The sequence below is a fragment of the Cellulosimicrobium sp. ES-005 genome, from assembly GCF_040448685.1.
Classification (GTDB): Bacteria; Actinomycetota; Actinomycetes; order Actinomycetales; family Cellulomonadaceae; genus Cellulosimicrobium; species Cellulosimicrobium cellulans_G.
Map to the genome: position 1 here is coordinate 4,296,225 of NZ_CP159290.1, position 26,317 is coordinate 4,322,541.

A 26,317-nucleotide genomic window follows, 5' to 3' on the forward strand; every position below is an offset into this window, starting at 1 on the left:
TGGTCACGTCCTGGTCCCCGCTCACTGGAGCGCCTCCTCGTCGGCCCGGTGCGCCCACTCGGCGAACGTCTCGGCGCCGTCCTTGTCCGCCTCGTAGCGGCGCACGACGCGCTCGACGTAGTCGGCGATCTGCGTCGCGGGCACCTTGAGACCGCGCACCGTGCGCCCGAGCCCGCCCTCGTCGCGCCCCGTGCCGACGAGGCCGCCGCCGAGGTGCACCTGGTACCCGGGCATCTGCTCGCCGTCGACGGTGATGATCTGGCCCTTCAGGCCGATGTCCGCCGTCTGGATGCGCGCGCACGAGTTGGGGCAGCCGTTGATGTTGAGGTCGAGCGGCCGCTCGACCAGCGACGGGACGTCCGCGAGGCGCTCCTCGAGCTCGCCGATGACGCGCGCGGCCGTGTCCTTGGTGTCGACGATCGCGAGCTTGCAGAACTCGATGCCCGTGCACGCGATGGTCGAGCGGCGGAACGGGCTCGGCCGGGCGGTGAGCCCGAGCGGCTCGAGGCCCGCGACGAGCTCGTCCACGCCCTCGGGCGGGACCCCCAGGACGACCAGCTTCTGGTGCGCCGTGAGGCGCACCGACCGGGCGCCGACCTTCTCCACCAGGTCCGCGAGACCCGTGAGCGTGCTGCCGCCCACGCGCCCCACGACGGGGGCGGCCCCGACGTAGTAGTCCCCGTCCTTCTGGAGGTGCACGCCCACGTGGTCGCCCGGACCGGTCGCCGGCGCGGGCGCGGGGCCGTCGGCGAGGCGGTACCCCAGGTACTCGCTCTCGAGCACCTCGCGGAACTTCTCCGTGCCCCAGTCGGCGAGGAGGAACTTCAGGCGCGCCTTGTTGCGCAGCCGGCGGTAGCCGTAGTCGCGGAAGATCCGCACGACGCCGTGCCACACGTCGGCCGCCTGCTCCTCGGTGACGAAGGCGCCCAGGCGCTCGCCGAGGCGCGGGGTCGTCGAGAGCGCGCCGCCGACCCAGAGGTCGTAGCCGGGGCCGAGCTCGGGGTGCACGACGCCGACGAGCGACACGTCGTTGATCTCGTGCACGACGTCGAGGCTGGGGTGCCCGGTGATCGCGGTCTTGAACTTGCGCGGGAGGTTCGCGAGCTCGGGGTCGCCGATGTACCGGCGCTTGATCTCGAGGATCACGGGAGTCGGGTCGATGATCTCGTCCGCCGCGATGCCGGCGACCGGGCTGCCGAGGAAGCCGCGCGGGGTGTCGCCGCAGGCCGTCGTCGTCTCGAGGCCGACGGTCGCGAGGCGGTCCCAGATCTCGGGGACGGACTCGATCTCGATCCAGTGGTACTGGATGTTCTGCCGGTCGGTGATGTCGGCCGACCCCCGCGCGAAGTCGCGCGAGATGCCGCCGAGGACGCGCAGCGCGCGGACGTCGAGCTCCTGGCCGTCCGAGCGGACGCGGAGCATGAAGTACCTGTCCTCGAGCTCGTGCGGCTCGAGCGTCGCCGTCTTGCCCCCGTCGATCCCGGGCTTGCGCTGGGTGTAGAGGCCCCACCACCGGAAGCGGCCGTGCAGGTCGTCGCCGGGGATGGAGTCGAAGCCCTCGCGGGCGTAGATCGTCTCGATGCGCTCGCGCACGTCGAGGCCGTTGCCCGCGCGCTTGAGCTCCTCGTTGGCGTTGAGCGGCTCGGTGCCGTCCACCTTCCACTGCCCGTTCGGGCGGGCGGCGCGCGCCGGCCGGGCGGCGCGCTCGCCGGCGGGACGACCAGGTCGCGCGGCGGCGTCCTCGGTGGTCTCCGGCGCAGTCGTGGCCTGCGTCATCGGGGTTCCTCGTGTCCTCGTTCGGGGGCGGGGACGCGCGACGGCGAGCGCTCAGCGAGGGTGCGAGTGGCTGAGGACCGACGGCGCGCGCCGGTTCTCAGGGTTTCTCCGGGGAGAGAGAGGCGAGCGTGCGGGCTCGCGCTGAGTCGGGCGCGGTTCAGCGACAACAGCTGAGACACGTGTGCGCGCACGCCGGCATCCCGTGACGCGAGGTCACGAGGAGGGTGCGGGCTGCCGTGGTCATGCGCAGAACGATAGCCGCCGTCCAGCGTGGTGGACACCCCTCGTCCGCATGGTGGGAAACCTGAAATACTAGACTGGATGGGTCCAGTTTGTCGAGCGACCCGGCCCCTCGCCGGCTGTCGGGCGAGCGGCGGTCGACGCGACGGGCCACCTTGTGCAAAGTTTCACGACAGGGGCGTCAGCAAATAGGATGGGGTCATGGAGTTCCTCTACAACGTCTTCGTCGCGCTGCACTTCATCGGGTGGGCCATCGTCCTCGGCGGCTACCTCGCGTCCCTGCGCTCGCCGGGCCTGTACAAGGGCGTCTTCCACGGCGCGCTCACCGCGCTCGTCGCGGGGATCGCCATGGTCGGGATCGGCGAGGCGTCCGTCTGGGGTGACGGTGGCCCCGACATGGCCAAGATCGGCGTCAAGCTGGTCATCGCCCTGGTCATCGCCGTCCTGGCGTTCGTCGCCAAGCGCCAGGGGGCCAAGGCGGCCGACGGCGCCGTGGCGCCGGGCGTCAAGCACGCCATCGGTGGCCTGACCCTCGTCAACATCCTCGTCGCGGTCTTCTGGAACTGACCGCAGCGACCCGGCCGGGGCCCGTCGACAGATCGTCCGTCGGCGGGCTCTCGTCGTCCCCCGAGGTGTTGACGCTGGACTAGGTGCATGGTCCACTAGTCGCATGGTCCTTCGATACCTCGTGCTCGGGCTCCTCACGGTGCGGCCCATGACGGGCTACGACCTCAAGCGCGCGTTCGACTCCTCGGTCCGCCACTTCTGGGCGGCCGACCGCTCGCAGCTCTACCGCACCCTCGCCGCGATCGTGGACGCCGGGCTCGCCGAGGTGGAGGTGGTGCCCCAGGAGAGCTACCCGGACCGCAAGGTCCACGCGATCACGGACGCCGGCCGCGCGGCGCTGCGCGACTGGCTCGCCTCGCCGCTCCCGCACGAGGACTCGCGCGAGCCCTTCCTCGGGCGGCTGTTCTTCGCCGACCAGCTCGACGACGAGGGCGTCGCGGCGCTGCTCGCGTCCCGGCGCGCGCTGGCCGAGGAGACGGTCGCGGCGCTCACCGCCGAGGAGGAGCGGGTCGCGGCGGTCCTCGCGGACGGCGGCCCCGACGCGGAGCGTGTGCGCGGCACGCGCGGCCTCGCCCTCCGGCTCGCGACGCTGCGCCACGGTCTCGCGCACGCCCGGACCGAGCTCGCGTGGCTCGACGAGACCGAGCGCGAGGTGCTCCCGTGAGCCTGCCGGACGCCGTCGTGCACCACCCGGCGAGCCGCCCGGGCGCGCCGGGCACCGGCTCCGTCTCCGTCGTCCTGCTGCACGGGGGCACCGTGGCGTCGTGGATGTGGGAGCCGCAGGTCGAGGCGCTCGACGACCTCGACGTGTGGACGCCCGACCTGCTCGGCTTCGGCGGCCGCGGGGACCAGGTCCCGGCGTCGCTCGACGCGGTCGTCGACGACGTCGCCGCGACGGTCTCCGCGATCCCCGCCGGGCAGGAGGTGCACGTCGTCGGCCTGTCGCTCGGCGGGGTCGTCGCGCTGCACCTCGCCGCGCGGCACCCCGGGCTCGTGCGCTCCGTCCTGTCGTCGGGCGCGGTGGTCGACGGCGTGCCCGGGCTCGCCGGCGCGCTCGGCCGCGCGCAGCTCCGGGTCTGGGACCGGCGCTGGTACTGGCGCGGCCAGGCCGTCGCCACCGGGATCCCCGCGGAGTCCCGGGACCTGTTCGTGCGCTCGGGTCTCGCGATCCGCCGCGAGACCATGGCGCGGCTGCTCGCCGACGTCTACGGCGGGCGCTGGCCCGACGGCCTCGCGGAGTCCGGGGCCCGCGTGCTCGCCGTCGCGGGCGGCCGCGACCTCCGCCCCGCCCGCAGCGCGCTGTCGACGATCGAGCGCCGCGTCCCGGGCGCCGTCGTGCGCGTGGCGCCCGGGATGCACCACCAGTGGAGCGCGGAGGACCCGGACCTGTTCGGCGCGATGATCCGGTCGTGGGTGCTCGACGGCGTCGCGCACCCGCGGCTGGTGCCGCTCGCGGGGCGTGCGTAGCGCGCCCGACGTGCGAGGGTTTCCCCCGTGAGCGTCGGTGGAGAGGTCCTCGTCGGGCTGGCGATCCTGGTCGGGCTGGTCGGGATCGTCGTGCAGGTCCTGCCCGGGAACGTGCTCGTGCTCGGCGCGGTCCTCGTGTGGGCGATCGTCACGGGCGGCACCGCCGCGTGGGTGGTCTTCGCGGTCGCCGCCGTGCTCGTGGTCGCCGCCGAGGTGTCGCAGTACGTCCTCGCGGGCCGCCACATGCGCCGGGCGGAGGTCCCCTGGTCGACCCTCGTGTGGGGCGGGATTGCGGGCGTCGTCGGGTTCTTCGTGATCCCCGTGATCGGGCTCTTCATCGGCTTCGTGCTCGCGGTGTTCGTCGCGGAGCTCCTGCGCCGCCGCGACCGCCGCGCCGCGTGGCGCGCGACCGTCGCCGCGATGCAGGCGACCGGCATCACGATCCTGGTCCAGCTCCTGGGTGGCCTCCTCGCGGCGGCGACCTGGGGCGTCGGCCTCGCCCTCACCTGAGGCGCGGTCGGATCAGCCGGGGATCTCCATCACGTAGAGCGTGTTCCCGTCGACGTCCCGCAGCGAGAACATCGGCGGCACGCCCTCCCAGGCCAGGAGCTCGCCGGTGCTCGCCCCGGCGGCGGTGAGCGTCGCGTGGTCGCCGGCCGCGTCGGTCGTGGTGAGCCGGATACCGGTGTCGATCCCCGCGGGGAGGCCGTCGCCCGCCGCGACGAGCGCGACGGACGTCGCGGCGCCCGGGGGAGCGACCTCGATCCAGCGGAACCCCTCCTGGAGCTCGCCGTCCATGCGGACCTCGAACCCGAGCGCCCCGGTGTAGTACGCCAGCGCGCGGTCCTGGTCGGTGACCGGGACCGCGACGGTGTGCACGCCGGTGAGGTGGGTCGTCGTCATGGTGTCTCCTTCGTGGTGCGGCACGTGCTGCGGTCGTGACGGGGGAGACCGTCGCGGACGACAGGACTCATCGGCGAGGTCGGCACGGGGTGTGGGCGGGGGCGCCTAGGCTGGAGGGGCTATGGCTTCGCTCTTCGAGAACCTCCCGCTGCCCGGCCTCGACACGCTGTTCGACGGCCCGCGCGTCGACCACGGCGGCGAGTCCCGCCTCCCGCGGACCGCCCCGCGCTGGACCGACGACCCGGCCGTGCCCGACGGCGCCGGGTCGCCCGTCGGGGACGCCACCCGGGGAGGCCCGGGGCCGGGAGGCGACGGGGCGGCGTCGGGCGCGGGGGAGCGGCGGGGCCGGTACGCCCACCTCGACCCCGAGGCCCTGCTCGACGGGCTCAACCCGCAGCAGCGCGAGGCGGTCGTGCACGCGGGCGGACCGCTGCTCATCGTCGCGGGTGCCGGGTCGGGCAAGACGCGCGTGCTCACGCACCGCATCGCCTACCTGCTCGCCACGCGCCGGTCCAACGCCGGGCAGATCCTCGCGATCACGTTCACCAACAAGGCCGCGGCCGAGATGCGCGAGCGCGTCGAGACGCTCGTGGGGCCGGCCGCGCGCAACATGTGGGTCTCCACGTTCCACTCGGCGTGCGTGCGCATCCTGCGCCGCGAGGCCACGACGCTCGGGCTGCGGTCGAGCTTCTCCATCTACGACGCCGCGGACTCGCAGCGGCTCATCACGCTCGTGACGCGCGAGCTCGACCTGGACCCCAAGAAGTACCCGGCGCGCTCGCTCGCCAACAAGATCTCCGACCTCAAGAACGAGCTCGTCGACCCCGAGACGTACGCGCGGGACTCGGGCGCCCACGCGACGGACGACGGCCTCGCCGCGCGCGGCGGCCCGCACGGCGCGAGCGTCCCCGAGTTCGACCAGGTGCTCGCCGACGTCTACACGCGCTACCAGGCGCGGCTGGTCGCGGCGAGCGCGCTCGACTTCGACGACATCATCATGACCACGGTCAACCTGCTCCAGGCGTTCCCCGCCGTCGCGGAGCACTACCGCCGCCGGTTCCGGCACGTGCTCGTCGACGAGTACCAGGACACCAACCACGCGCAGTACGTGCTCGTGCGCGAGCTCGCGGGCGTGGGCGAGGACTCCGCCGCTACCGACGCCGCGACGAGCGGGACGGGCGAGGCGCAGGTGCCCGCGCTCGACCCCGCCGAGCTCACCGTCGTCGGCGACGCGGACCAGTCGATCTACGCGTTCCGCGGCGCGACGATCCGCAACATCCTCGAGTTCGAGGCCGACTACCCCGACGCACGGACCATCCTGCTCGAGCAGAACTACCGCTCGACCCAGAACATCCTCTCGGCCGCCAACGCCGTCATCTCGCGCAACCCCGACCGCAAGCCGAAGCGGCTGTGGACCGACTCGGGCGCGGGCGCGAAGGTCATCGGCTACGTCGCCGACAACGAGCACGAGGAGGCGCGGTTCGTCGCGGAGGAGATCGACCGCCTCGGCGACTCCGAGGGCGTGCGCCCCGGCGACGTCGCGGTGTTCTACCGGACCAACGCCCAGTCCCGCGCGCTCGAGGAGGTGCTCATCCGCGTCGGCCTGCCGTACAAGGTCGTCGGTGGCACGCGCTTCTACGAGCGGCGCGAGGTCAAGGACGCGGTGGCCTATCTGCGCGCGATCGACAACCTCGACGACGACGTGAACCTGCGGCGCGTGCTCAACGTGCCCAAGCGCGGGCTCGGCGAGCGGGCCGAGGGGGCGGTCGCGGCGCTCGCGGACCGCGAGCGCATCTCGTTCGGCGCGGCCCTCGCCCGCATCGACGAGATCCCCGGCCTGACCAACCGCACGCTCAACCCCCTGCGTGCGTTCGTCGAGCTGATGACCGGGCTGCGCGAGCTCGCCGACTCCGGCGCGACGCCGTCGGACATCCTCGGCGCCGTCCTCGACCGCACCGGGTACCTCGCCGAGCTCCGCGCGAGCGACGACCCGCAGGACGCCACGCGCGTCGAGAACCTCGCCGAGCTCCACGCCGTCGCGACCGAGTTCACCGAGCTCGACCCCGAGGGCACGCTGTCCGACTTCCTGGAGCGCGTCTCGCTCGTCGCCGACGCGGACCAGATCCCCGCGGAGGACGTGGCCGACGGCGAGAGCGAGGGCGCGGAGAAGGAGGACCCCGGGGTCGTCACCCTCATGACCCTGCACACCGCCAAGGGCCTCGAGTTCCCCGTCGTGTTCCTCACCGGCATGGAGGACGGCACGTTCCCGCACATGCGGTCGCTGCACGACGACGCCGAGCTCGCCGAGGAGCGCCGCCTCGCCTACGTGGGCATCACCCGCGCGCGCGAGCGGCTCTACGTGTCGCGGTCCGCGGTGCGGTCGGCGTGGGGGATGGCGAACGAGTTCCCGCCCAGCCGGTTCCTCGAGGAGATCCCCGAGGAGCTGTGGGACTGGCGGCGGCGCGAGTCGTCGATGGCGACGCTGCGCGCGGGCGGGTCGGTCTGGGGCCGCGGCTCGGGGTCGTGGTCCGGTTCGCGGTCGGGGTTCGGGTCGGGGGCGCGGTCAGGGGCCGACGACGACGGGTCTACCATCCGCGGCCCTCGTTCCTCGGGCCGCTCCCGCCAGACCCGCCACGACCCGTCGTCGTCGGCCCCTGCCCGCGCCGCGTTCGGCTCGCCGTCCGGTGGGGCGAAGTTCGGGTCGGCGACGCCGCGGGCCGACGGGGACGTGCCGAACCTCGCAGTCGGGGACAAGGTGACCCACGACGCCTACGGGCTGGGGACCGTCGTCGCGCTCGAGGGCGCTGGCCCGAACGCGGTCGCGAAGATCGACTTCGGGGCCGACGGGACCAAGCGCCTCCTGCTGCGCTACTCGCCGGTGACCAAGCTCTGAGAGCGCCTCGGCGCCGAGACGGCGACCACTGACCGAGGTAGTGACGTACCGGGTGCCGTGCACCGGGCTCTGAGCCGGGGGCCGCTCTCTCGGGGTGCGGGGGCTCGACCGCCGGGTCAGCCGATCGTGCCCAGGGCGCGGTAGGCGAGGACGAACGCTGCTGCCACGACGGCGGTGCCCCCGACGGCGGTCGCGACCGGCAGCGCGCCGCGGAGCCGGCGCGCGAGCATGCCGCCGAGCAGGACGAGCGCGACGACGCCGATCGTGACCCAGTAGGTGGCGCCGGTCGTCTCGACGACGGTCGTGAGCCCGTAGACGGACTCGCCGACCCCGATGCCCGCGAGCACCGCGGTGCCGAGGGCGGCGGGGGTGCCGGTCCGCCACAGCCAGGCCGCCGCGACCCCGACGAACGGGCCGACGACGACGCCGACGACCCCGAACGTCGTCGGGTCGTAGAAGTACCCGCGGAGGTCGGCTGCGACGGCGTAGCCCAGGGTGAGCAGCACGAAGCTCGCGGCGCCGAGCACGGCGGCGTGCCACGTCCGGGAGCGCGGGGCGCGCGCCGACCAGGCGACCAGCAGCGCGGTGAGCAGCGTCCAGCCGCTCGCCGAGTTCGCGAAGGGCGCCGCGGCGTCGGGCAGGAACCCCTGGGCGTACGACGTCAGGCCGCCCAGCAGGAAGCTCGCGGCGAGCACGACCGCACCGCGCCGCCACGGGCGACCGGACGACGTCGTGACCCGGCCGGGTCGGTCCGGTGCCGACGGGCGGTCGTCGGCGCGGTCGGGGAGCGAGGTCGTCTCGGGCACGCCACGACGCTAGGCGGCCCGCGCCGGCTAGGCGTCACCCCGTCGGCGGGCACGGCAGCGGGACGCGTCCTACCGTGGCAGGACGACCGAGCCCCGAGGAGCCTCCCGTGACCCAGCCGGCCGCCCGCCCCGCCCCTGCGCCCGCCCCCTGGCCCGACCTCGACGTGCGGCGGTGGGAGCCGACGCGCCGGCCGCTCCACCTGTTCACGCAGGTGGTCGGCAAGGTCGTGCTCGACCTCACGCCGTTCGTCAACCACTGGTGGAACGTCGCGTTCCACGTGACGTCGCGCGGGTTCGTCACGCCCGTGATGCAGGTCGGCGAGCGCGCGCTCGACGTCGAGATCGACCTGGTGGCGGAGCACGTCGCGTTCCGCACGTCCGACGGGCGCACCGAGACCGTCGGGCTGGGGCCGATGTCCGTCGCCGACTTCTACGCGCGCACCCTCGCGTGCCTCGACCGCCTCGCCGTGCCGGTGCGGGTGTGGTCGACGCCGCGCGAGATCCCCGACCCGGTGCCGTTCGAGCAGGACACCGCGGTCGGGGAGTGGGACGGCGAGCTCACGCGCACGTGGCTCGCGACCGTGCAGCGGGTCGCGGCGGTGATGGAGCGGTTCCGCTCCGGGTTCTACGGCAAGTCGAGCGGTCCGCGCTTCTACTGGGGAGCGTTCGACCTGGGGCTCACGCTGTTCAACGGGCGGCCCTTCCACCAGCCGGACGACGTCGAGCCCATCTACCGCTTCGCGGAGAACGCGGAGAACGTCGCGGTCGGCTACTGGCCCGGCGACCCGACGACGCACGCCGACCAGGTCTACGCGTACGCGTACCCGCAGCCGCCGGGGGTGGCCGACCTCGACCTGGCGCCCGGGTACTGGGACCCCGGCCTGCGCGAGGTGGTGCTCCCGTGCGGGGTGCTGCGCGACGCGGCGGACCCCGACGCCGTCCTGCTCGCGTTCTTCGAGCGCTCCTACCGCGAGCTGGCGACGGCCGCCGGGTGGGACCTCGCCGCGTTCACCGGGCCGGTCCCGCCGGGCTGAGCGCCCGGGGACCGGTCGGCGGTATCGGGTCAGGACGCCTTGCGGTGCCCTGCGGCGAGCGCGGCGCGCAGGCCCGCGACGTCGGACCCCGCCGCGGCGAGCGCGTCGACGAGCGCGCGGTGCGCCGTCGAGCCCTTCGCGCGCGCGACCGCGGCGAGCACGTGGCCCGAGTCGATGGCGCGAGAGCCCGCGTGCACCGCCTCGCGCAGGGAGAGCTCGAGCGACTTCTTCGCCTCGGGCGTGAACGGGACGTGCGAGCGGCGGTTCCGCCGCCCGCGGCGGCGCTCGTCGTCGCCCGCGCGGTCGAGTGCTCCCGGCCCGAAGGCCGCGTCCGTGCGTGCGCGGATCTCGTCGAGGTCGATCCCGAGCGCGGCGAGGGCCTGGCCGTCGAGCGGGTCGTGGCTGCGCGCGGAGTCGACCTGGCGTTCGACGTCGTCGGCGTCGACGCCGACCGCGGCGAGGGCGACCGCGCCCGCGCCACCGTCCTGGCGGGCGAGAGCGAGGAGCAGGTGCACGGCGTCGATGGCGTCGTCGCCGCGGGAGCGGGCGACCTCCTGGGCGCCGACCACCGTGTCGCGGGCGTCGGCGGCGAAGCGTTCGAACATGTCATGACCTCCTGGTGGTGCGGGACGCGCCGTACTTCTTGTGCACGGCCTGGCGGGTGACGCCGAGGCGGTCGGCGATCTCCTGCCACGACCAGCCGAGCGCTCGGGCGTGCTCGACCTGCAGCGCCTCGAGGCGTTCGGCGAGCACGCGCAGCGACCGCACGGCACGCAGGCCCGTGTCGGGATCGGTGCTGCTCGCGGCGTCCATGTCGACGGGTTCCATACGTGTCAATCTAGGTTGACGATCTCGCATGTGTCAACCCGAGTTGACGGCGATGGGCGGCTCGTCCGAGCCGGTCGTCCGTCCGCTAGCGTCCACGTCGACCTGTGGGCGTGAGCAGCCCACCGACCCCGTCGACCGACAGGAGAAGTCACCGTGCACCAGTGGACCGGCACACCCAGGACGCGCGTCGTCCCCGCGCTCGCGACCGTCGTCGTGGCGGCCGTCGCCCTCGCGGGCTGCGGTGCGGGCGACGGGGCACCCGACCCGGCCGCCACGACGGGGGCCGCCGAGGCGCAGGTGCCGGCGTCCTCGTCGGACGCGACGCCGGTCGTCGTGACGGGGAACGTGCTCGGGCGGGAGATCGAGATGTCGGTCGGGCCCGTGGTGCTCGACGGCGACCTCGCCGTCCTGCGGGTCGAGGCCGAGGCCACGAGCGGTGACGACACCCTGTTCGTCGGGGAGGCGTTCGCGAACCGCACGCTCTCGCAGGAGGACACGTTCGACGGCGTGCGCCTCGTCGACCTCGACGCCGGAGTCGTCGGGGAGCCGGCCCGGGCGGCCGACGGCGTCGCCCTCGCGTCCCTCGAGGACGACCGTTTCGAGCTCGGGCCGGACGAGGAGCCGGTGGTGGGCCACGTCGCGTTCGCCGCCCCCGCGTCCGCCACGACGGCGGTCCTCGTGCCCTACCTCGGGCTCGTCGAGGACGTCCCCGTCGTCGCGGCCGACGACGCCGAGGGCCTCACGGTCCCGGCGGCCGAGCTCGCGCCCGCCGGTCTCGACGACGTCGTCGCGCCGACCGCCGTCCTCGAGACGTTCAGCACCAGCGCGAACGACGCGGTCAGCACCCGCGACACGGACGACCTCGTGAGCGTCGCCATCGACTCCGACGTCCTGTTCGCGGTCGACTCCGCCGAGCTCGGCACCGCGTCGGACGCCGCGCTCCAGGCCGTGGCCGACCAGCTCGCGCTCGCTGCGGACGGCGAGCTCGTCGTCGTCGGGCACACCGACGACCAGGGGGAGGAGGCCGCGAACCAGGAGCTCTCCGAGCGCCGTGCGCGCGCGGTCGCGGACCGGCTCGGCGAGATCGCCGACCTGGGCCGGTTCGACGTGCGGGTCGAGGGACGCGGGGAGACCGAACCCGTCGCCACCGAGGGCACCGACGAGGCGCGGGCGCTCAACCGTCGCGTGACCGTCGAGTTCGTCCCCGCGACGGACCGCTCGCCCGCGGAGGTGCCGGCGGCCGGCGAGCTCACGGCGCCGGAGGGTGCGACCGTCGACGGGCTCGCGGGTGCGACCCTCGAGCACGCCGACGGGCTCGGCGGGACCCAGACGCTGCACGTCGAGCTCGTGGAGGTCCGGCGCGCGGACGGCTATCTGGTGGGGACCCTCGACGTGCGCAACGACGGGACGGACCACGCGGCGTTCGTGAGCGTGCTCGGATCCGTGCTCGACGGTCGCGGCGAGCTGGGAGAAGGCGGGCTCGGGGCGAACAACGTGACCCTGCTCGACGGCGGCGTGCGCGTCTACCCCGTCGACTACCTCGTCGACCCGGCCTTCTACCCGGACTCGGCGCGCAGCGTCCTCGCGGACCTGTCGGTCGGCTCGCTGAGCCCGGGCGTCACGTCGCGCGTGACCGTCGTCTGGCCGGACCGGGGCGGGGAGACGGTCGTCGTGGACGTGCCGGACGGGTCGACGGAGGTCACGGACGGCAGCACGCCGGTGCGGTTCGTGGACGTGCCCGTCGCGGACTGAGCCGGGGTCACCCGGGCGCGGCGCCGCGTGACGAACGGAACACGCGGCGCCCGCGGTCCTCCGCCGCCGAGCGATAGGAGCCCGGGACTTCCCGGGCTACCCTGTACGGGGATGTCTTGATGTCGAGACATCGGTCATGCCGCACACGGCGCATCAGACGGAAGGACGCAGCAGGGTGGACCTGTTCGAATACCAGGCGCGCGACATCTTCGAGAAGCACGGCGTGCCCGTGCTGGGCGGGGTCGTCGCGACGACGCCCGAGGAGGCCCGCGCGGGCGCCGAGAAGCTCGGCGGCGGCACCGTGGTCGTCAAGGCCCAGGTGAAGACCGGCGGCCGCGGCAAGGCCGGCGGCGTCAAGCTCGCCCACTCGCCCGAGGAGACCGCCGAGAAGGCGTCCGAGATCCTCGGCATGGACATCAAGGGCCACACGGTCCACCGCGTCATGGTCGCCCAGGGCGCCAAGATCGCCGAGGAGTTCTACTTCTCGGTGCTCCTCGACCGGTCGAACCGCAACTACCTCGCCATGTGCTCCGTCGAGGGCGGCATGGAGATCGAGCAGCTGGCGGTCGAGCGCCCCGAGGCGCTCGCCAAGGTCGCGGTCGACCCGATCGTCGGCATCGACGAGGCCAAGGCGCGCGAGATCGTCGACGCCGCCGGCTTCGCCGAGGAGCTCAAGGCCCCGGTCGCGGCGGTCATCCAGAAGCTCTGGACCGTCTTCACGGCGGAGGACGCGACGCTCGTCGAGGTGAACCCGCTCGTCCGCACCGAGGACGGCTCGATCGTCGCGCTCGACGGCAAGGTCACGCTCGACGACAACGCGTCGGAGGTCCGTCACCCGGACCACGAGGCGCTGGAGGACAAGGAGTCGACCGACCCGCTCGAGGCCAAGGCCAAGGCGAACGGCCTCAACTATGTCAAGCTCGACGGCGAGGTCGGCATCATCGGCAACGGCGCGGGGCTCGTCATGAGCACGCTCGACGTCGTCGCGTACGCGGGCGAGGCCCACGGCGGCGTGAAGCCCGCCAACTTCCTCGACATCGGCGGCGGCGCCAACGCGCAGGTCATGGCGAACGGCCTCGACGTCATCCTCAACGACCCGCAGGTCAAGTCGGTGTTCGTCAACGTCTTCGGCGGCATCACCGCGTGCGACGAGGTGGCCAAGGGCATCGTGGGCGCGCTCGAGATCCTCGGCGACGAGGCCTCCAAGCCGCTCGTCGTGCGCCTCGACGGCAACAACGTGGACCTCGGCCGCGCGATCCTGCGCGAGGCGAACCACCCGCTCGTGACCCTCGCCGAGACCATGGACGGCGGGGCCGACAAGGCTGCCGAGCTGGCCAACGCCTGATCGCCCGAAGACGCGGAAAGCTGAGACAGAGAACACCATGTCGATCTACCTGAACTCCGACTCCAAGATCATCGTCCAGGGCATCACCGGCGGGATGGGTGCCAAGCACACCGCCCTCATGCTCGACTCGGGCGCGCAGATCGTCGGCGGCGTCAACGCCCGCAAGGCCGGCACGACCGTCACGCACAAGGACCACGAGGGCAACGACGTCACGCTCCCCGTGTTCGGCACCGTGGCGGAGGCCATGGCCGAGACGGGCGCGAACGTGTCCGTCCTGTTCGTCCCGCCGGCGTTCACCAAGGACGCCGCGATCGAGGCCGTCGACGCCGAGATGCCGCTCATCGTCGTCATCACCGAGGGCGTCCCCGTCCAGGACACGGCCGAGGTCTGGGCCTACCTGCAGGGCAAGAAGACGCGCATGATCGGCCCGAACTGCCCCGGCATCATCACGCCGGGCGAGTCGCTCGCCGGCATCACCCCGCACACCATCACGGGCAAGGGCCCGGTCGGTCTCGTGTCGAAGTCGGGCACGCTGACCTACCAGATGATGTACGAGCTCAAGGACCTCGGGTTCTCGACCGCCATCGGCATCGGCGGCGACCCGATCGTGGGCACCACGCACATCGACGCGCTCGAGGCGTTCGAGAACGACCCCGAGACCAAGGCGATCGTCATGATCGGCGAGATCGGCGGCGACGCCGAGGAGCGCGCAGCGGCCTACATCAAGGACCACGTCACCAAGCCGGTCGTCGGCTACGTCGCGGGCTTCACCGCCCCCGAGGGCAAGACGATGGGCCACGCCGGCGCGATCGTCTCCGGGTCCGCGGGCACCGCGCAGGCCAAGAAGGAGGCCCTCGAGGCCGTCGGCGTCAAGGTCGGCAAGACGCCGTCCGAGACCGCCGCGCTCCTGCGCGAGGTCCTCGCCTGACGCTGGACCCGCCGGACCCGCGACCCGGGTCCACGCACACGACGCCCCGTGACCGCTCCGCCGGCCGCGGGGCGTCGTGCGTCCGCCGTCGTGGTCCGCGCGTGCCGGAGATCGCGCCTCAGGCCGCGGGGTCGCGGTCCGCGCTCGGGACGGTGGGCGCCCCCGACGCCGCGAGCCACGCGTCGAGGCGCACCCACTGCGCGTAGAGCCACGCGGCGCGCTCCTCGTCGCCCGCCGGGAGCGCCTCGCGGGGCGTCGCCCAGATCTTGAGCGTGAGGCGCTTGTCCATCGGCAGCTCGCGCCAGATGTCGCGCACCGTGACCAGGCGCTCGAGGCCCGTGTGCGCGACGACCGCCACGCCCGTCGTCGGCGTCGCGTCGAGCGCGGCGAGGAACCCGCCGACGTGCGGCGCCATGACGTGCGGCATCCCCTCCGCGAGCACGGCGAGGTCCTCCTCGCCGGAGGCGCGCAGCGCGGCGATCCGGGCGTCGCGGCGGCGCGGCGTGACGTTCCCGCCCTCGGGGAAGAGGAGGACGGCGGAGTCCGGCGCGAGGTCCGTCGCGAGCGCGGCGACCGCCTCGCTGCCGGACGGCGCGCCGTGCGGCCGCCGCGAGCGCGGCACCACGAAGTACGCCGGGACGCGGTGGAGCAGGACGTCGATCGCGGGGTCCCACTGGAGCGTGTCCTTGAGCACGACGCGCGGCTCGCGTCCCGCCGCGTTGACGATGCGGTCCATGAGGACGAACGAGTCGCCGGGCCCGGCGTGGCGGCTCACCACGAGCACCGGGGCCCCGTCGAGCCCGTCGGCCTCGCTGAGGTCGACGTCGATCCGCAGGCGCAGCGTCCAGCGCACCTGCCAGAACAGCACCGAGAGCATCCGGCCGGCGAGGCGCACGTGCGCGCGCCGGAAGGCGGGCCGGTGCAGCGCCCAGCCGAAGCCGGAGCCCACCCAGAGCCCGAACAGCGCCAGGACCGCGACCGCGTCCCAGACGACGTAGAAGCTCGCGACCCAGAGGACGCGCGGCGCGCGCAGGCGACCGGGCAGCGCCCAGCTCACGATGCCGCCGACGAGCAGGACGAGCATGAGGCTCGTCGGGACGAGCAGGACCGCGAGGACGACGACGGCCGGCGCGAGCAGCAGCCGGCGGACCCAGCGCGGCGGGGGCGCGACGTTCACGCGTCGCCCCCCAGCTCCTCCAGGTAGCGGCGCGCCGCCGCGTACGACGAGGCGGCGCGCGCTCGGGTCGTGTCGAGCCGGCGCGACGACGAGAGCCGGTCGTCGCCGGGCAGCGGCCCGCCGCTGGGCAGGACGTGGACTGTCACGTCGTCGGGGACCTCGGCGAGCTCGCGCGCGAACCGGTGCCGCCGGGAGATCTCGAACGTCACCTTCGCGACCTCGACCGCGGTCCGCGGCGGCCGCAACGGCTCCTCGATCCGCCCGACCTGGAGCACCCAGACCGTCCGTGCGCCGCGGCGCACCGCCTCGCCCAGCGGGATCGAGGAGACCACCCCGCCGTCCACGTAGTGCTCGTCGCCGATGCGCGTGGGCGGCAGCGCGCCCGGGACGGACGCCGAGGCGAGCACGGCGTCGACCAACGGACCCTCGCTGAACCAGCGCTCCGCCGCGCGCTCGATCGACGCCGCGGCGACGACGAGGGGCACGGCGAGGTCGGCGAACGTCGTGCGCTCGCCGAGCACCTGGCGCAGCAGCGCGCGCAGGGGAGCCGGGCTGGCGAGGTGGGTGCGCGTCGTCGCGAGCCGGTGCACCTGCCGGTACCACGCCTCGCCGTAGACCTGCGCGGCCGCGGGCGACGACCAGGCGGACTCGAGGCGAGGGACGACCGCGGGCGTCGGGTCCGCCGCGAGGGCCGCCCCGTTGATCGCACCGATCGACGTCCCGACCACCAGGTCGGGCGTGATGCCGCGTTCCAGCAGCGCACGCAGCATGCCGATCTGGACGGCGCCCCGGACCCCGCCCCCGCCCAGGACGAACGCGGTCGGGGCGGGCGGCGTCGTCATGGACCGATCGTAGGCGCGGGTAGGCTGGCGCGCCGGGGCGAATGCCGCAGACCGACCACTCGATCGACGACGATGGGCACCATGAGCACCACCAGCACGACGCGTGGTGCGCGCACGCGCACCGTGGACGGCAGCCCGGCCCCCGCACCGGTCGTGGTCCGGCGCGGGCCCTCGGGAGTGCTCGCCGCGCTCCAGGCGCTCGCGCTGTCGCTCGCCGTCGTGGTGCTGCCCGGCGTCGTCGCCTTCCTCGCGTCGTCCACCGGGTCCCCCGAGGGCTCCGGGTGGGGGCAGTCGGTGACGATCGCCGCGGGATTCTGGCTCCTCGGGCACGGGGTCCCGCTCGTCGCGAGCGGGACGACGGTCACGCTGGTGCCGCTCGGACTCACCGCCCTCGCGCTGTTCTGCTGCTTCGCGTCTGCCCGACGATCCGCGCACACGACCCTGTCCGCCTGGGTCGCGGGCACCGTGACCTATGCCCTCGCGACGCTCGGCGTCGCGCTGCTCGCCGGGTCGACGCCCCCGTGGGGTCTCGGCGTCGCGGTCGTCGGGGGCGCCGTCGTCGGCGGGCTCGGCCTGGGCGCCGGGATCCTCGCACGACCCGACGCGCCCCTCGTCGGCGACCTCACGCAGCGGCTCGACCGGTGGCTCCCGCCGTCGGTACGGCTGGGCCTGCGCGGCGGCCTGCTCGGCACGAGCCTGCTGGCCGGGGTCTCCGCCGTCGTCGTCGGGGCGTGGCTGGTGGCCGGGCGTGCGACGTCGGGCGACATCGTCGCGGGGCTCGTGCCCGGGACCGTCGGTGGCATCGTCCTGGCGCTCGCGCAGCTCGCCGTCCTGCCGAACGTCGTGGCCTGGGCCGGGGCGTGGCTCGTCGGGCCGGGCTTCGCCGTCGGCGAGGGCAGCACGTTCGCCCCGACCGGCTCCGAGCCCGGCGCGCTGCCGGCGATCCCGCTGCTCGGCGCCTTGCCCGGCGACGACTGGACCAACCCGCTGACGCCGTGGGTGCCGGCCGTCGTCGTCGCGCTCGGCGTGGTGGTCGGGGCCTTCGTGTGGCGCCGCCTGCGCGACGTGACAGGCACCCACCCGGACGACGACGTCCGGTGGCTCGACGTGGGCCTCGCCCTGGGCGGGGTCGCGCTCGGCGCGGGACTGCTCGTCGGGGCGGTGAGCTGGCTCGCGGGCGGCGCGGTCGGGCCCGGGCGGCTCGAGGTCGTCGGTGCCGACGCGCTCGTCGTCGGAGCCCTCGCGGCGGCGGAGATCGGCGGCGGCGCCGCGCTCGCGATCCTCTGGGCGCGGCTCGACGTCCTGGGCCGCCACCACGGCGCCCCCCTCGACGACGAGCCCTGACGCCGAGGTAGAGCCCCGGTCCGCCGAGGTAGAGCCATGGTCGGCGAGGTAGAGCTGTGGTCCGGTGAGGTGGCATGGTCGGGTCTCAAGCCCGCGGGGTCAGGTCCGCGGTGGGGGTGGGCTCGGTGCTCGGGGCTGCGGCGCCGTCACCCTGGTCTGTCGGGCGTGGGTTCTAGGAGCGCCGCTCTGACGCCCCTTCGCATCCGAGCCCACCCCCACCGCTCGGCCGTCGGCCCACTGTGGCTCGGCGACCGGCCGACCAGGTGGTCCTGGCAGCCTGACCAGGCGACCTTGGCTCGTCCGGCACTCATGTCGGGCCGAGACGACCTGCTCGGCGTGGCGTCGTGCGGCCCGGGCGACCTCGCGACGGCCCGGTGCGACGTCGCAGGAACAGGTCGAGTCGCGACCCACGACCCACGACCCACGACCCTGACCCGCAGCTGCAGCCGCTGCGCAGTCGCGCAGTGGCGCCCGCGAGGCGCGCGACGGGCGGAGGTGTGCGGTGTCACGCTGCACGCGGACGCAGCAACGGGAACGTGTCGGCGAGACCGGCACCGCGGGCGGTCGCCCGGGTGAGGGACGACCAGGGTGAGACGACGCCGGGCGGGGTGGGTGGTGGTGCCGCGTCGTGGTCGGGCCTGGCGGGAGCCGCGAGGAACGAGCGGCGGATGGTAGACGCGGCACCACCACCCACCCCGCCACCCAAGGCGACCAGACCGCCGTCGGGCACGAAACCAGGCCTCTACCTGGGCTGACCACGGCTCTACCTCGCGTGACCGTGGCTCTACCTCGTGACCACGGTTCTGCCTCGGCCGCGCGAGGGTTCGGGCTCGGGAGGTTCAGGCGGTCGGTGACGTGATCGCGGGCTTGCCCACGGCGGGAGCTGCGGCTGCGGGGTCGGTGAAGGCCTGGCGCGGGACGACGACGAGCAGGAAGACGGCGGCGACGAGCGCCGTCGTGCCGCACACGACCCAGACGGTGACGTACCCGCCGAACGAGCCGGCCGTGCCCTCCGTGGCGCCGCCCTGGAGCGCGGCGCCCGCGAGCGCGATGCCGAAGACGCACGACGCGATCGCCCCGCCGACGGTCTTCACGGAGTTCGTGAGGCCGGTGGCGACGCCGGTGAGCGTCGGGGGAGCCGCGGCGGCAGCCGCCGCGGGCAGCGCCGCCACGAGCGCGCCGGAGCCGAGCCCGACGATCACCATGTTGGTGAGCACGTTCGCGTACGTCCCGTGGAACGGCAGGAAGAGAAGGAAGCCGACGCCCACGAGGGTGGACGCGCCGACCAGGGTGAGGCGCGGCGTCGCGCGGCGGGCGACGCGGGGGTAGGACAGCGCGCCGACGATCATGCCGACGAGGTAGACGCCGATGAGCAGGGACGTCTGGAAGCCGGTCGTGCCGAGCCCGTACCCGTGCTCGGCGGGGTCGGTGCGGGCGAACGTGGACAGCGGCGCCTGGGCGCCCAGCACGGAGACGCCGAACAGGCCGGCGGTGAGGAACACCGGGCCGAGCGCGGGGGAGCGGAACATGCGCACGTCGACGAGCGGGTCGTCCTGGCGCAGCTCCCACCGGGCGAACGGCCACAGCAGCGCGGCGCCGAGCAGCACGAGCGCCCAGGGTGCGACCGCGGCGACGCCCTCGAGGCGCAGCAGGCTGAGGCCGCCGGTCAGCGCGAGGAGCGCGAGCGAGACGAGCACGAGGCCGACGGTGTCGAAGCGCCCGCCCGCGGGGTCGGGCGACTCCTGCACGCCGAGCAGCACGACGACGAAGCACACGACGACGAGCAGCGCCGGGACGAGGAGCACGACGCGCAGCGGCAGCGCGTCGACCAGCGCCCCGCCCGCGAGCGCGCCGACGATCGCGCCGGTCTCCAGCGCCGCGACGAGGACGCCCGCGGCCCGCGCGGTGACGGCCGCGGGGTTCGCCAGGCGTCGGGCGCGCGACCAGACGAGCGCGATCTCCAGCGGCAGCCACACGACGTAGAACCCCTGCACGGCCCACGCCACGAGGAACACCGCGAACGAGTCGGTGAACGGCAGGACGAGCGACGCGGCCGCGGTGACCGCCGTCGACCACAGGAGGATGCGGCGGTGGCCGACCATGTCGCCGAGCTTGGCGAGCGCGGGCACGACGAGTGCGGACAGCATGAGCTGCGAGCCCTCGAGCCAGTTCACGTCGGCGTCGTGCACGCCGAGGTGCCGTGCGATGTCCGTGAGCATCGGCGTGTAGTAGCCCTGGAGGACGCCGCTCGTCAGCTCGACGAAGGCGAGGAACCCGACGACGCCGGCGAGGGTCGAACCCGCGAGGCGCCCGGTGAGCGAGCGAGCCATCGCTGCTCCTTTGCGTGGGGAGGCGCGCGTCGTCGCGCGCCCCGGAGGTGGGGAGCGTCAGGGTAGCCGCTCGAGGAGCGCGCGGTGGAACCGCTCGCCCCGCGCGAGCTCGGCGACCTCGACGCGCTCGTCGACGCCGTGGATGGTGGCGCGCAGCTCGGCGGACATCGCGAGCGGCGCGAACCGGTACACGGCGGGCGAGAACCGGTGGAAGTGCCGCGCGTCGGTCGCCTGCATCGTGATGTACGGGGCGGGGAGCGCGTCGGGGTGCGAGACGCCGACGCACGCCGCGAGGAGCGCGAACCGCTCGTCGTCCACGGGGGACTCCGGGGACGGCTCGCTGGCCTCGACGACCTCGATCTCGACCTGCGGGTCGGCCACGCGCCGGCGGACGCGCTCGACCGTGCCCGCGACGGTCTCGCCGAGCGCGATCCGCAGGTTGACGGTCGCGGACGCCTGCGACGGCAGGACGTTCGCGGCCGTGCCCCCGGAGAGCATCGTCGGCGCGACGGTCGTGCGGACGATCGCGGCGGCCTCGCCGCCCATCGCGGCGAAGGCCTGCGCCGCGGCGGGCGGTGCCGCGGCGAGGGTGCGCAGGGCCGCCCGCGCGGGGCCGGTCGCGCGGTCCGAGAAGAGGCGGAGCATGCGCGAGATCGCGACCGGCGTGCGGGCGGGGAAGGTGCGCGGACCGAGGCGCTCGACGGCGCGCGCGACCCGCCGGACCGCCGTCGTCGTGGGCGGGGCCGACGCGTGCCCGCCCTCGCCGCGCGCGGTGAGGCGGAGCGTCAGCACGCCCTTCTCGCCGACGCCGATCATCGCCGCGCTCCCGGGGACGAGGGGGAGCGGGGAGTCCGTGACCGCGCCGCCCTCGTCGAGCACGAGCCACGGGACCACGCCGCGGTCGCGCAGCGTCGTCGCGATCGCCGCGGCGGCGGCCCCGTACGACTCCTCGTTGCCGCCGAACGACAGGTAGACGTCCCGCGCGGGCGTGAAGCCCGCGGCCAGCAGGTTCTCGACGGCCTCGAGCACGACGACGAGGGGCCCCTTGTCGTCGAGCGCGCCGCGCCCGTGGACCCAGCCGTCGGCGACGCGCCCCTCGAAGGGCGGGTACGTCCAGGCGTCGCTCTCGTCCACCGGGACGACGTCGTAGTGCGCCATGAGCACGAGCGGCGCCTCGTCGGACCGGCCGCGCCACCGGTAGAGCAGCCCGAGGTCGGTGATGCGCTCGCGGTCGAGGTGCTCGTGGACCAGGGGGTAGAGCTCGGGCAGGAGGTCGACGAGCTCGTCGAAGGGCGCGAGCCCTCGCTCCTCCAGCTCGGCGGACACCGTGGGGATCCGGATGAGCCGGGAGAGGCGCTCGTCGGCACCGGGCCGAGGGGTCACGGGCGCGGTCGTCATGGCCCCACCCTAGAGACTCGACGTCACGAGCGGGCGACGGGGATCTCCGTGCCGTGGCCCATGAATCCTGTACCGATTTAGTCAGACGTGGTGACTCGGGGGAGAAGGCAGCCACGGGGCATGCGGCGCATTGCGCCGAGGCAGGGAGTTCCGGGCGGATTCCGCCTCGCCACGTGTGCCGAAGGGGCAGGTGCCATCTTGACTGCGCTGTCAAGAACCGGTTTACTAGCGCCACGTCACCGTCGGCGCAGGGAGGCGTCACCCGTGGGCGCGCGGCCGGCGACCTCGCCACAGGAGGCGAGGCAGGACGCGGCCCGCCTGGCGCCTCGCCAGGCGGTCGAACCGTCCGTCGGAGGCGGCACGGGCCGCCTCACCGTGAAGGAGCACCTGCGCGATGACGCGTCAGAAGTCCGGCACCGCCGTCGGCGCCCGTGCCGAGAGGCGACCCGTCCCGCGCTGCTCCCGACGGACGACGACCGACGTCGGCCTGCGCCGCCCCGACCGCACCGTGCGCGCGCCACGGACCACCACAAGGGAGCACCCCATGAGAAGCGTCAGAGCCCTGATCTCCGCCTTCCTGGCACTCGTGCTGAGCGCTGTCGGACTCGTCGTCGCGCCCGCGGGCGCGGCGCCGCCCGGCGACGACGTCGACACGATCACGTCGCGCCTCCGGGAGTACTACCTGGGGCAGGGTGACGACATCATCATCGCGAACGGCATCTACCTGGCACGTACCTCCGAGGCTCTCGACTACGTCGCGTCGCAGGGTGCCGACGGATCGTGGCCGGACGTCGACTACGCGGACCGGACGAGCTCCGCGAACGGTGCGACCTGGTCCGCGTACATCGCGCTCTACCGGATGCTCGCGCTCGCCCAGGCCTACCGCGACCCGGACGCCGCGGGCTTCGAGGACCCCGCCGTCCTCGCCGCGGTCGAGCGCGCACTCGTGCACTGGGACGCGGTCGACCCGGGCAACACGAACTGGTGGGAGACCGAGATCGGCGAGTCCATGGCGATGGGGCGTCTCACCGTCTTCCTCGGCGACGAGCTGAGCCCCGAGGCGAAGGCCGTCGCGCTCGAGCACAACACCGGCAGGCTCGACCCGGTCGGCGCCAACGGTGCGTGGCGCACGACGAACTACCTCTTCGAGGCGCTCGCGACCCGTGACCACGAGAAGATCGTGTCCGGCTTCGACACCATGGTCCAGACCGTCGCCGTCGACCGCTCCGGGGCGACCAACGAGGCGGTGCAGCCCGACGGGAGCTTCTGGGCGCACGGGGCGCAGCTGTACAGCGAGGGGTACGGCATGGCGCTCTTCACCAACGTGGCGCTGTGGGCCGACGCGGCGCGCGGCACGGGTCTCGCGTTCACCCGGGAGCACCTGGACACGATCGCGTTCTACGTCGTCAACGGCACGCGGTGGATGATCCGCGGCGAGGTCGGCATGCTGTACCTCGGCTATCGAGAGCCGAAGACCGTCGGCGGCGTCACGGGGTACGCCGCCGAGTTCCTCGAGCCGCTCACCAAGATGGAGCGCACGGACCCGCTGTACGCGACCGACTACCAGGAGCTGATCGACAGCATCAGGGGCACGACCCGGACCAACGGTGTCACCGGGAACAAGTACTTCTGGCGGTCGGAGTTCTCGTCCCACCTGCGCGACGGGTACGGGATCTTCACGCGGCTCAACTCGAGCCGCACCGTCGGCAGCGAGTACCGCTCCACCTTCCGCCCGGAGGTCGGCAACGAGATCGTGTGGAACGCGGCGGGCGCCACAGCGATCCAGGTGACCAACCGGGAGTACGTCGACCTCGGTCCGGCGTTCGACTGGTTCCACTACCCCGGCGTCACCGCTCCCTACGTCAAGGAGCAGACGCGTGGCACGGCCGGCCGGACGGGCAACGGAGGCAGCTTCACGGGCGGCGTCTCGGACGGCACCTACGGCGTGAGCGTGCACAGCCTCGACCGTGCCGACACCCAGGGCAGGAAGAGCTACTTCTACCTCGACGACGAGATGGTCGCGCTCGGCGCCGGTATCCGTTCGGAGTCCGACGCGCCGGTGCACACGACGGTGAACCAGGCCGTGGCGAAGGACAACGCCTCGGCCGACGGCCGACCCGTCGCTCCGGGGACCGTGGGCGCCGCGCTCGAGGGTCCGTCGTGGGCCTACAACGACGAGGTCGGCTACGTCTTCCCGGCCGGTCAGCGAGTGCTCGTCTCGAACACGGCGCAGACGGGGAGCTGGGTCGGTCAGGACCCGGTGAGCCGGGACGCCTTCACGCTCTACGTGGACCACGGCGTGCGTCCGAGCGACGCCGGCTACGAGTACGTGGTGCTCCCCGCCGCCTCCCCGCAGGAGGTCGAGGCCTATGCCGCGGCACCCGCCGTCCAGGTGCTCCGCAACGACGCCGCGGTGCAGGCGGTGCGGCACGCCGGGCTCCGGCGCACGATGGCGACGTTCTACCAGGCCGGGAGCCTCGATCTCAGTGCCGGCCGGACGCTCGAGGTGAACCAGCCCGCGATCGTCCTCGTGGACGAGTCGGGCGAGGTCCCGGTGGCGAGCGTCGCGAACCCCGACCGGCCGGGCCTCGTCGTCTCCGTCGTGCTCGGCGGTCCGGACGGCGAGCACCGCGGCACGTTCGCCCTGGGTTCCGGCGCGAGCCTGGGCAAGACCGTCACGGCGCCCCTCTCGTCGGACGCCGGGACGGACTCGGACCTCACCGCGAGCAGCGCGCTGGACGGGCACGGCGCGGCGCTCGCGGGCGACGGGGACGACGCCACGGCCTGGCGCTCCGACGGAGACGGGACGGCGTGGCTGACGAGGCGTCTCGCGCCGGGGTCGTTCGTCACCGGCGCCACGGTGTCGTGGGGCGACCAGCACGCGTCGCGCTTCCTGCTGCAGACGTCGCTCGACGGCGCGACTTGGACCGACCACCGGTTCGTGCAGGACGGCGCCGGGGGTCGCACCCGGCTCGGGCTGACCCCGACCGCGGCCGCCTTCGTCCGCCTCGTGCTGCTGGACGGTCCCGGCGACGACGGGTACGCCGTCCGGGAGCTCGACGTCGACTCGAGCGTGAACCTCGCCCTCGGTCGGCCGGTGACCGCCTCCGGCTCGTCGGGCGGGGCCGCCGCGAGCATCACGGACGGCAACATGGACACCCGCTGGAGCGGGAACCTCTCGGACAGCGCCTGGGCGCAGGTCGACCTCGGCTCCGTGCAGCAGATCGGCGCCGTGCGGCTGTGGTGGGAGGCATCCTTCGCCCGCCAGTACCGCATCCAGGTCTCCGACGACGGCACCGCCTGGCGCGACGCCTACGCCACGACGGGCGCGGGCAGCGACGGGGGGACGGACGCCGTCGCGGTCGACGAGCGAGCGCGCTACGTGCGCATGCAGACGGTCCAGCGCAGCACGACCCAGTACGGCGTCTCGCTGTGGGAGCTCGAGGTGTTCGCCGACGACGTGGTCGTCGACGCGCCGACCGTGCCCGCGGGCCGGGAGAACCTGGCCCTCGCCCGGCCGGTCCAGGCCGACTCGACCTACAACGCGACCGCCGGCGCCCGCAACGCCAACGACGGCAACCTCACGACGCGCTGGTCCTCCCAGCGCCAGGACGCGCCGTACACGATCGAGCGCTGGCTCCAGGTCGACCTCGAGGGAACCCGCAGCATCAACCAGGTCGTCGTCACCTGGGAGGCGGCGACGTCGAACGACTTCCGCGTCGAAGGGTCGCTCGACGGCCGGACCTGGGAGCAGCTGGCCAGGGTCGAGAAGACCTCGGCAGAGCTGCGGAACGTCGTGGACCTGCCCGAGTCCGACGTGCGCTACGTCCGGGTGATCGGCCTGCCCGTCACGAAGTACGGGCTCTCGATCTTCGAGCTCGAGGTGTACGGCGGGTACAACCTGCAGTGCGACGCGTCGCCCGTGGCCGCGGATCCCGCGTCCAGCGCGGTGGCGACGGCCAGCGTCACGCCCCTCGAACCGGACGACGAGTTCATCGCCTTCTCGCTCGACGAGTCGGTGGCGTCGGTCGTGGGCGACCCCCGCGTCGGCGACGGGCGCGTGGAGCTCGGCCTGGCCACCGGCCAGGCCGGGAGGACCGCCGTCCTGGTCACGCACGCGAAGGGTGACGAGATCGCGTGGTGCGACGTGGTCGTCGCGGTCGACACGGCTGAGCTCGACCGGCTCGTCGCGCAGGCCGACGCGCTGGACAGCAGGCAGTACACGCCCGAGAGCTGGGCGCCCCTGCTGCCCGCGCTCGAGGCAGCGAAGGAGGCGGCCCGCGCGGAGGGCGCGACCCAGGGCGACGTCGACGAGAAGACGGCGGCCCTCGCGGCGGCGCTCGAGGGTCTCGTGGAGCGGGCCCCGGTGACCACGGCGCCGACCGTCGAGGTGACGGCGCGCTGCCTGGCCGGCACGGCCTACGTGGCGGTGCGCGCGACGAACACGGACGAGCAGACAGCGGCGATCGTGCTGTCGACACCGTTCGGCGACCGGACGTACGCCGCGGTCGCGCCGGGAGGGAACGCCTACCAGTCGTTCAGCTCCCGAGCGGCCGAGGTGGACGCCGGAGCGGTGAGCATCACGGCCACCGCACGCGGTCGCGAGCCGGTGACGGTCCAGGCACCGTACGAGGCGAAGCGCTGCGGCTGAGCCGCGGCGGCCGCAGCCGGGCCGTCGTGGCGGTGT

Annotated in this window: 20 protein-coding genes; 11 read left to right on the top strand and 9 right to left on the bottom strand. The window is 74.1% G+C overall.

Annotated features, from left to right (window positions below):
- Nucleotides 1–21: 21 nt before the first annotated feature.
- Entirely contained in the window at nucleotides 22–1,776 is a 1,755-nt protein-coding gene (locus ABRQ22_RS19220; protein WP_253050869.1) for a nitrite/sulfite reductase, read from the bottom strand.
- A gap of 441 nt (nucleotides 1,777–2,217) precedes the next feature.
- Between ABRQ22_RS19220 and ABRQ22_RS19225 the strand changes: the two genes are divergently transcribed.
- The 4 genes from ABRQ22_RS19225 to ABRQ22_RS19240 all read left to right on the top strand — a co-directional run bounded on the left by ABRQ22_RS19225 (nucleotide 2,218) and on the right by ABRQ22_RS19240 (nucleotide 4,560).
- Nucleotides 2,218–2,583 carry a hypothetical protein gene (locus ABRQ22_RS19225; RefSeq protein ID WP_253050870.1) on the top strand — a complete coding sequence of 122 codons (366 nt, stop codon included), beginning with the start codon at nucleotides 2,218–2,220 and terminating at the stop codon, nucleotides 2,581–2,583.
- A 103-nt stretch (nucleotides 2,584–2,686) separates the two neighbouring features.
- Nucleotides 2,687–3,247, top strand: coding sequence for a PadR family transcriptional regulator (locus ABRQ22_RS19230; protein ID WP_353707844.1), 561 nt, complete (start codon nucleotides 2,687–2,689; stop codon nucleotides 3,245–3,247).
- The gene (locus ABRQ22_RS19235; protein WP_353707845.1) at nucleotides 3,244–4,050 is read left to right on the top strand and encodes an alpha/beta hydrolase; all 807 of its coding nucleotides are present in this window, start codon (nucleotides 3,244–3,246) and stop codon (nucleotides 4,048–4,050) included. Before ABRQ22_RS19230 ends, ABRQ22_RS19235 begins: the two co-directional genes overlap by 4 nt.
- Before the next feature lie 27 nt (nucleotides 4,051–4,077).
- Nucleotides 4,078–4,560 (top strand): DUF456 domain-containing protein, encoded by a 483-nt coding sequence (locus tag ABRQ22_RS19240; RefSeq protein ID WP_253050873.1) that lies wholly within the window; start codon nucleotides 4,078–4,080, stop codon nucleotides 4,558–4,560.
- Nucleotides 4,561–4,572: 12 nt separating this feature from the next.
- Here ABRQ22_RS19240 and ABRQ22_RS19245 read toward each other — a convergent pair whose 3' ends face one another.
- On the bottom strand, nucleotides 4,573–4,953 hold the full coding sequence (locus ABRQ22_RS19245; protein ID WP_353707846.1) for a VOC family protein: 381 nt from the start codon (nucleotides 4,951–4,953) through the stop codon (nucleotides 4,573–4,575).
- Nucleotides 4,954–5,074: 121 nt separating this feature from the next.
- Between ABRQ22_RS19245 and pcrA the strand changes: the two genes are divergently transcribed.
- A complete protein-coding gene (gene pcrA, locus ABRQ22_RS19250) occupies nucleotides 5,075–7,846 on the top strand; it encodes a DNA helicase PcrA (RefSeq protein WP_353707847.1) in 2,772 nt (923 codons plus the stop codon).
- Between the two features lie 116 nt (nucleotides 7,847–7,962).
- Here pcrA and ABRQ22_RS19255 read toward each other — a convergent pair whose 3' ends face one another.
- Complete coding sequence (locus ABRQ22_RS19255) at nucleotides 7,963–8,652, bottom strand: DUF6518 family protein (protein WP_253050876.1); 690 nt, start codon at nucleotides 8,650–8,652, stop codon at nucleotides 7,963–7,965.
- A 107-nt stretch (nucleotides 8,653–8,759) separates the two neighbouring features.
- Between ABRQ22_RS19255 and ABRQ22_RS19260 the strand changes: the two genes are divergently transcribed.
- Entirely contained in the window at nucleotides 8,760–9,686 is a 927-nt protein-coding gene (locus ABRQ22_RS19260; protein ID WP_353707848.1) for a DUF5996 family protein, read from the top strand.
- Nucleotides 9,687–9,715: 29 nt separating this feature from the next.
- Here the strand turns inward: ABRQ22_RS19260 and ABRQ22_RS19265 are convergent, their stop codons facing one another.
- Together ABRQ22_RS19265 and ABRQ22_RS19270 are read right to left on the bottom strand one after the other, a co-directional pair.
- Nucleotides 9,716–10,291 carry a Clp protease N-terminal domain-containing protein gene (locus ABRQ22_RS19265; RefSeq protein WP_353707849.1) on the bottom strand — a complete coding sequence of 192 codons (576 nt, stop codon included), beginning with the start codon at nucleotides 10,289–10,291 and terminating at the stop codon, nucleotides 9,716–9,718.
- A gap of 1 nt (nucleotide 10,292) precedes the next feature.
- Nucleotides 10,293–10,514, bottom strand: coding sequence for a helix-turn-helix domain-containing protein (locus ABRQ22_RS19270; protein WP_047233082.1), 222 nt, complete (start codon nucleotides 10,512–10,514; stop codon nucleotides 10,293–10,295).
- Nucleotides 10,515–10,667: 153 nt separating this feature from the next.
- Here ABRQ22_RS19270 and ABRQ22_RS19275 point away from each other — a divergent pair, with 153 nt between their 5' ends.
- The 3 genes from ABRQ22_RS19275 (at nucleotide 10,668) to sucD (ending at nucleotide 14,539) form a co-directional block, all read left to right on the top strand.
- Nucleotides 10,668–12,266: an OmpA family protein gene (locus ABRQ22_RS19275; protein ID WP_353707850.1), complete on the top strand. Its 1,599-nt coding sequence runs from the start codon at nucleotides 10,668–10,670 to the stop codon at nucleotides 12,264–12,266.
- Nucleotides 12,267–12,441: 175 nt separating this feature from the next.
- Entirely contained in the window at nucleotides 12,442–13,611 is a 1,170-nt protein-coding gene (gene sucC, locus ABRQ22_RS19280) for an ADP-forming succinate--CoA ligase subunit beta (RefSeq protein WP_353707851.1), read from the top strand.
- Between the two features lie 37 nt (nucleotides 13,612–13,648).
- Complete coding sequence (gene sucD, locus ABRQ22_RS19285; protein WP_087471388.1) at nucleotides 13,649–14,539, top strand: succinate--CoA ligase subunit alpha; 891 nt, start codon at nucleotides 13,649–13,651, stop codon at nucleotides 14,537–14,539.
- Between the two features lie 118 nt (nucleotides 14,540–14,657).
- Here sucD and ABRQ22_RS19290 read toward each other — a convergent pair whose 3' ends face one another.
- Nucleotides 14,658–15,716: a 1-acyl-sn-glycerol-3-phosphate acyltransferase gene (locus ABRQ22_RS19290; RefSeq protein WP_353707852.1), complete on the bottom strand. Its 1,059-nt coding sequence runs from the start codon at nucleotides 15,714–15,716 to the stop codon at nucleotides 14,658–14,660.
- Complete coding sequence (locus ABRQ22_RS19295; RefSeq protein ID WP_253050882.1) at nucleotides 15,713–16,558, bottom strand: patatin-like phospholipase family protein; 846 nt, start codon at nucleotides 16,556–16,558, stop codon at nucleotides 15,713–15,715. The genes ABRQ22_RS19290 and ABRQ22_RS19295 overlap by 4 nt, the downstream gene beginning before the upstream one ends.
- 81 nt (nucleotides 16,559–16,639) lie before the next feature.
- Between ABRQ22_RS19295 and ABRQ22_RS19300 the strand changes: the two genes are divergently transcribed.
- Nucleotides 16,640–17,902, top strand: a complete 1,263-nt coding sequence (locus tag ABRQ22_RS19300) for a DUF6350 family protein (RefSeq protein ID WP_353707853.1) — start codon at nucleotides 16,640–16,642, stop codon at nucleotides 17,900–17,902.
- 839 nt (nucleotides 17,903–18,741) lie between these two features.
- Here the strand turns inward: ABRQ22_RS19300 and ABRQ22_RS19305 are convergent.
- Both ABRQ22_RS19305 and ABRQ22_RS19310 read right to left on the bottom strand, forming a co-directional pair.
- Nucleotides 18,742–20,232: an MFS transporter gene (locus ABRQ22_RS19305; RefSeq protein WP_353707854.1), complete on the bottom strand. Its 1,491-nt coding sequence runs from the start codon at nucleotides 20,230–20,232 to the stop codon at nucleotides 18,742–18,744.
- Nucleotides 20,233–20,289: 57 nt separating this feature from the next.
- Nucleotides 20,290–21,630, bottom strand: a complete 1,341-nt coding sequence (locus ABRQ22_RS19310) for a M20/M25/M40 family metallo-hydrolase (RefSeq protein WP_253050885.1) — start codon at nucleotides 21,628–21,630, stop codon at nucleotides 20,290–20,292.
- 544 nt (nucleotides 21,631–22,174) lie between these two features.
- Here ABRQ22_RS19310 and ABRQ22_RS19315 point away from each other — a divergent pair.
- On the top strand, nucleotides 22,175–26,281 hold the full coding sequence (locus ABRQ22_RS19315; protein ID WP_353707855.1) for a polysaccharide lyase family 8 super-sandwich domain-containing protein: 4,107 nt from the start codon (nucleotides 22,175–22,177) through the stop codon (nucleotides 26,279–26,281).
- Nucleotides 26,282–26,317 lie beyond the last annotated feature (36 nt).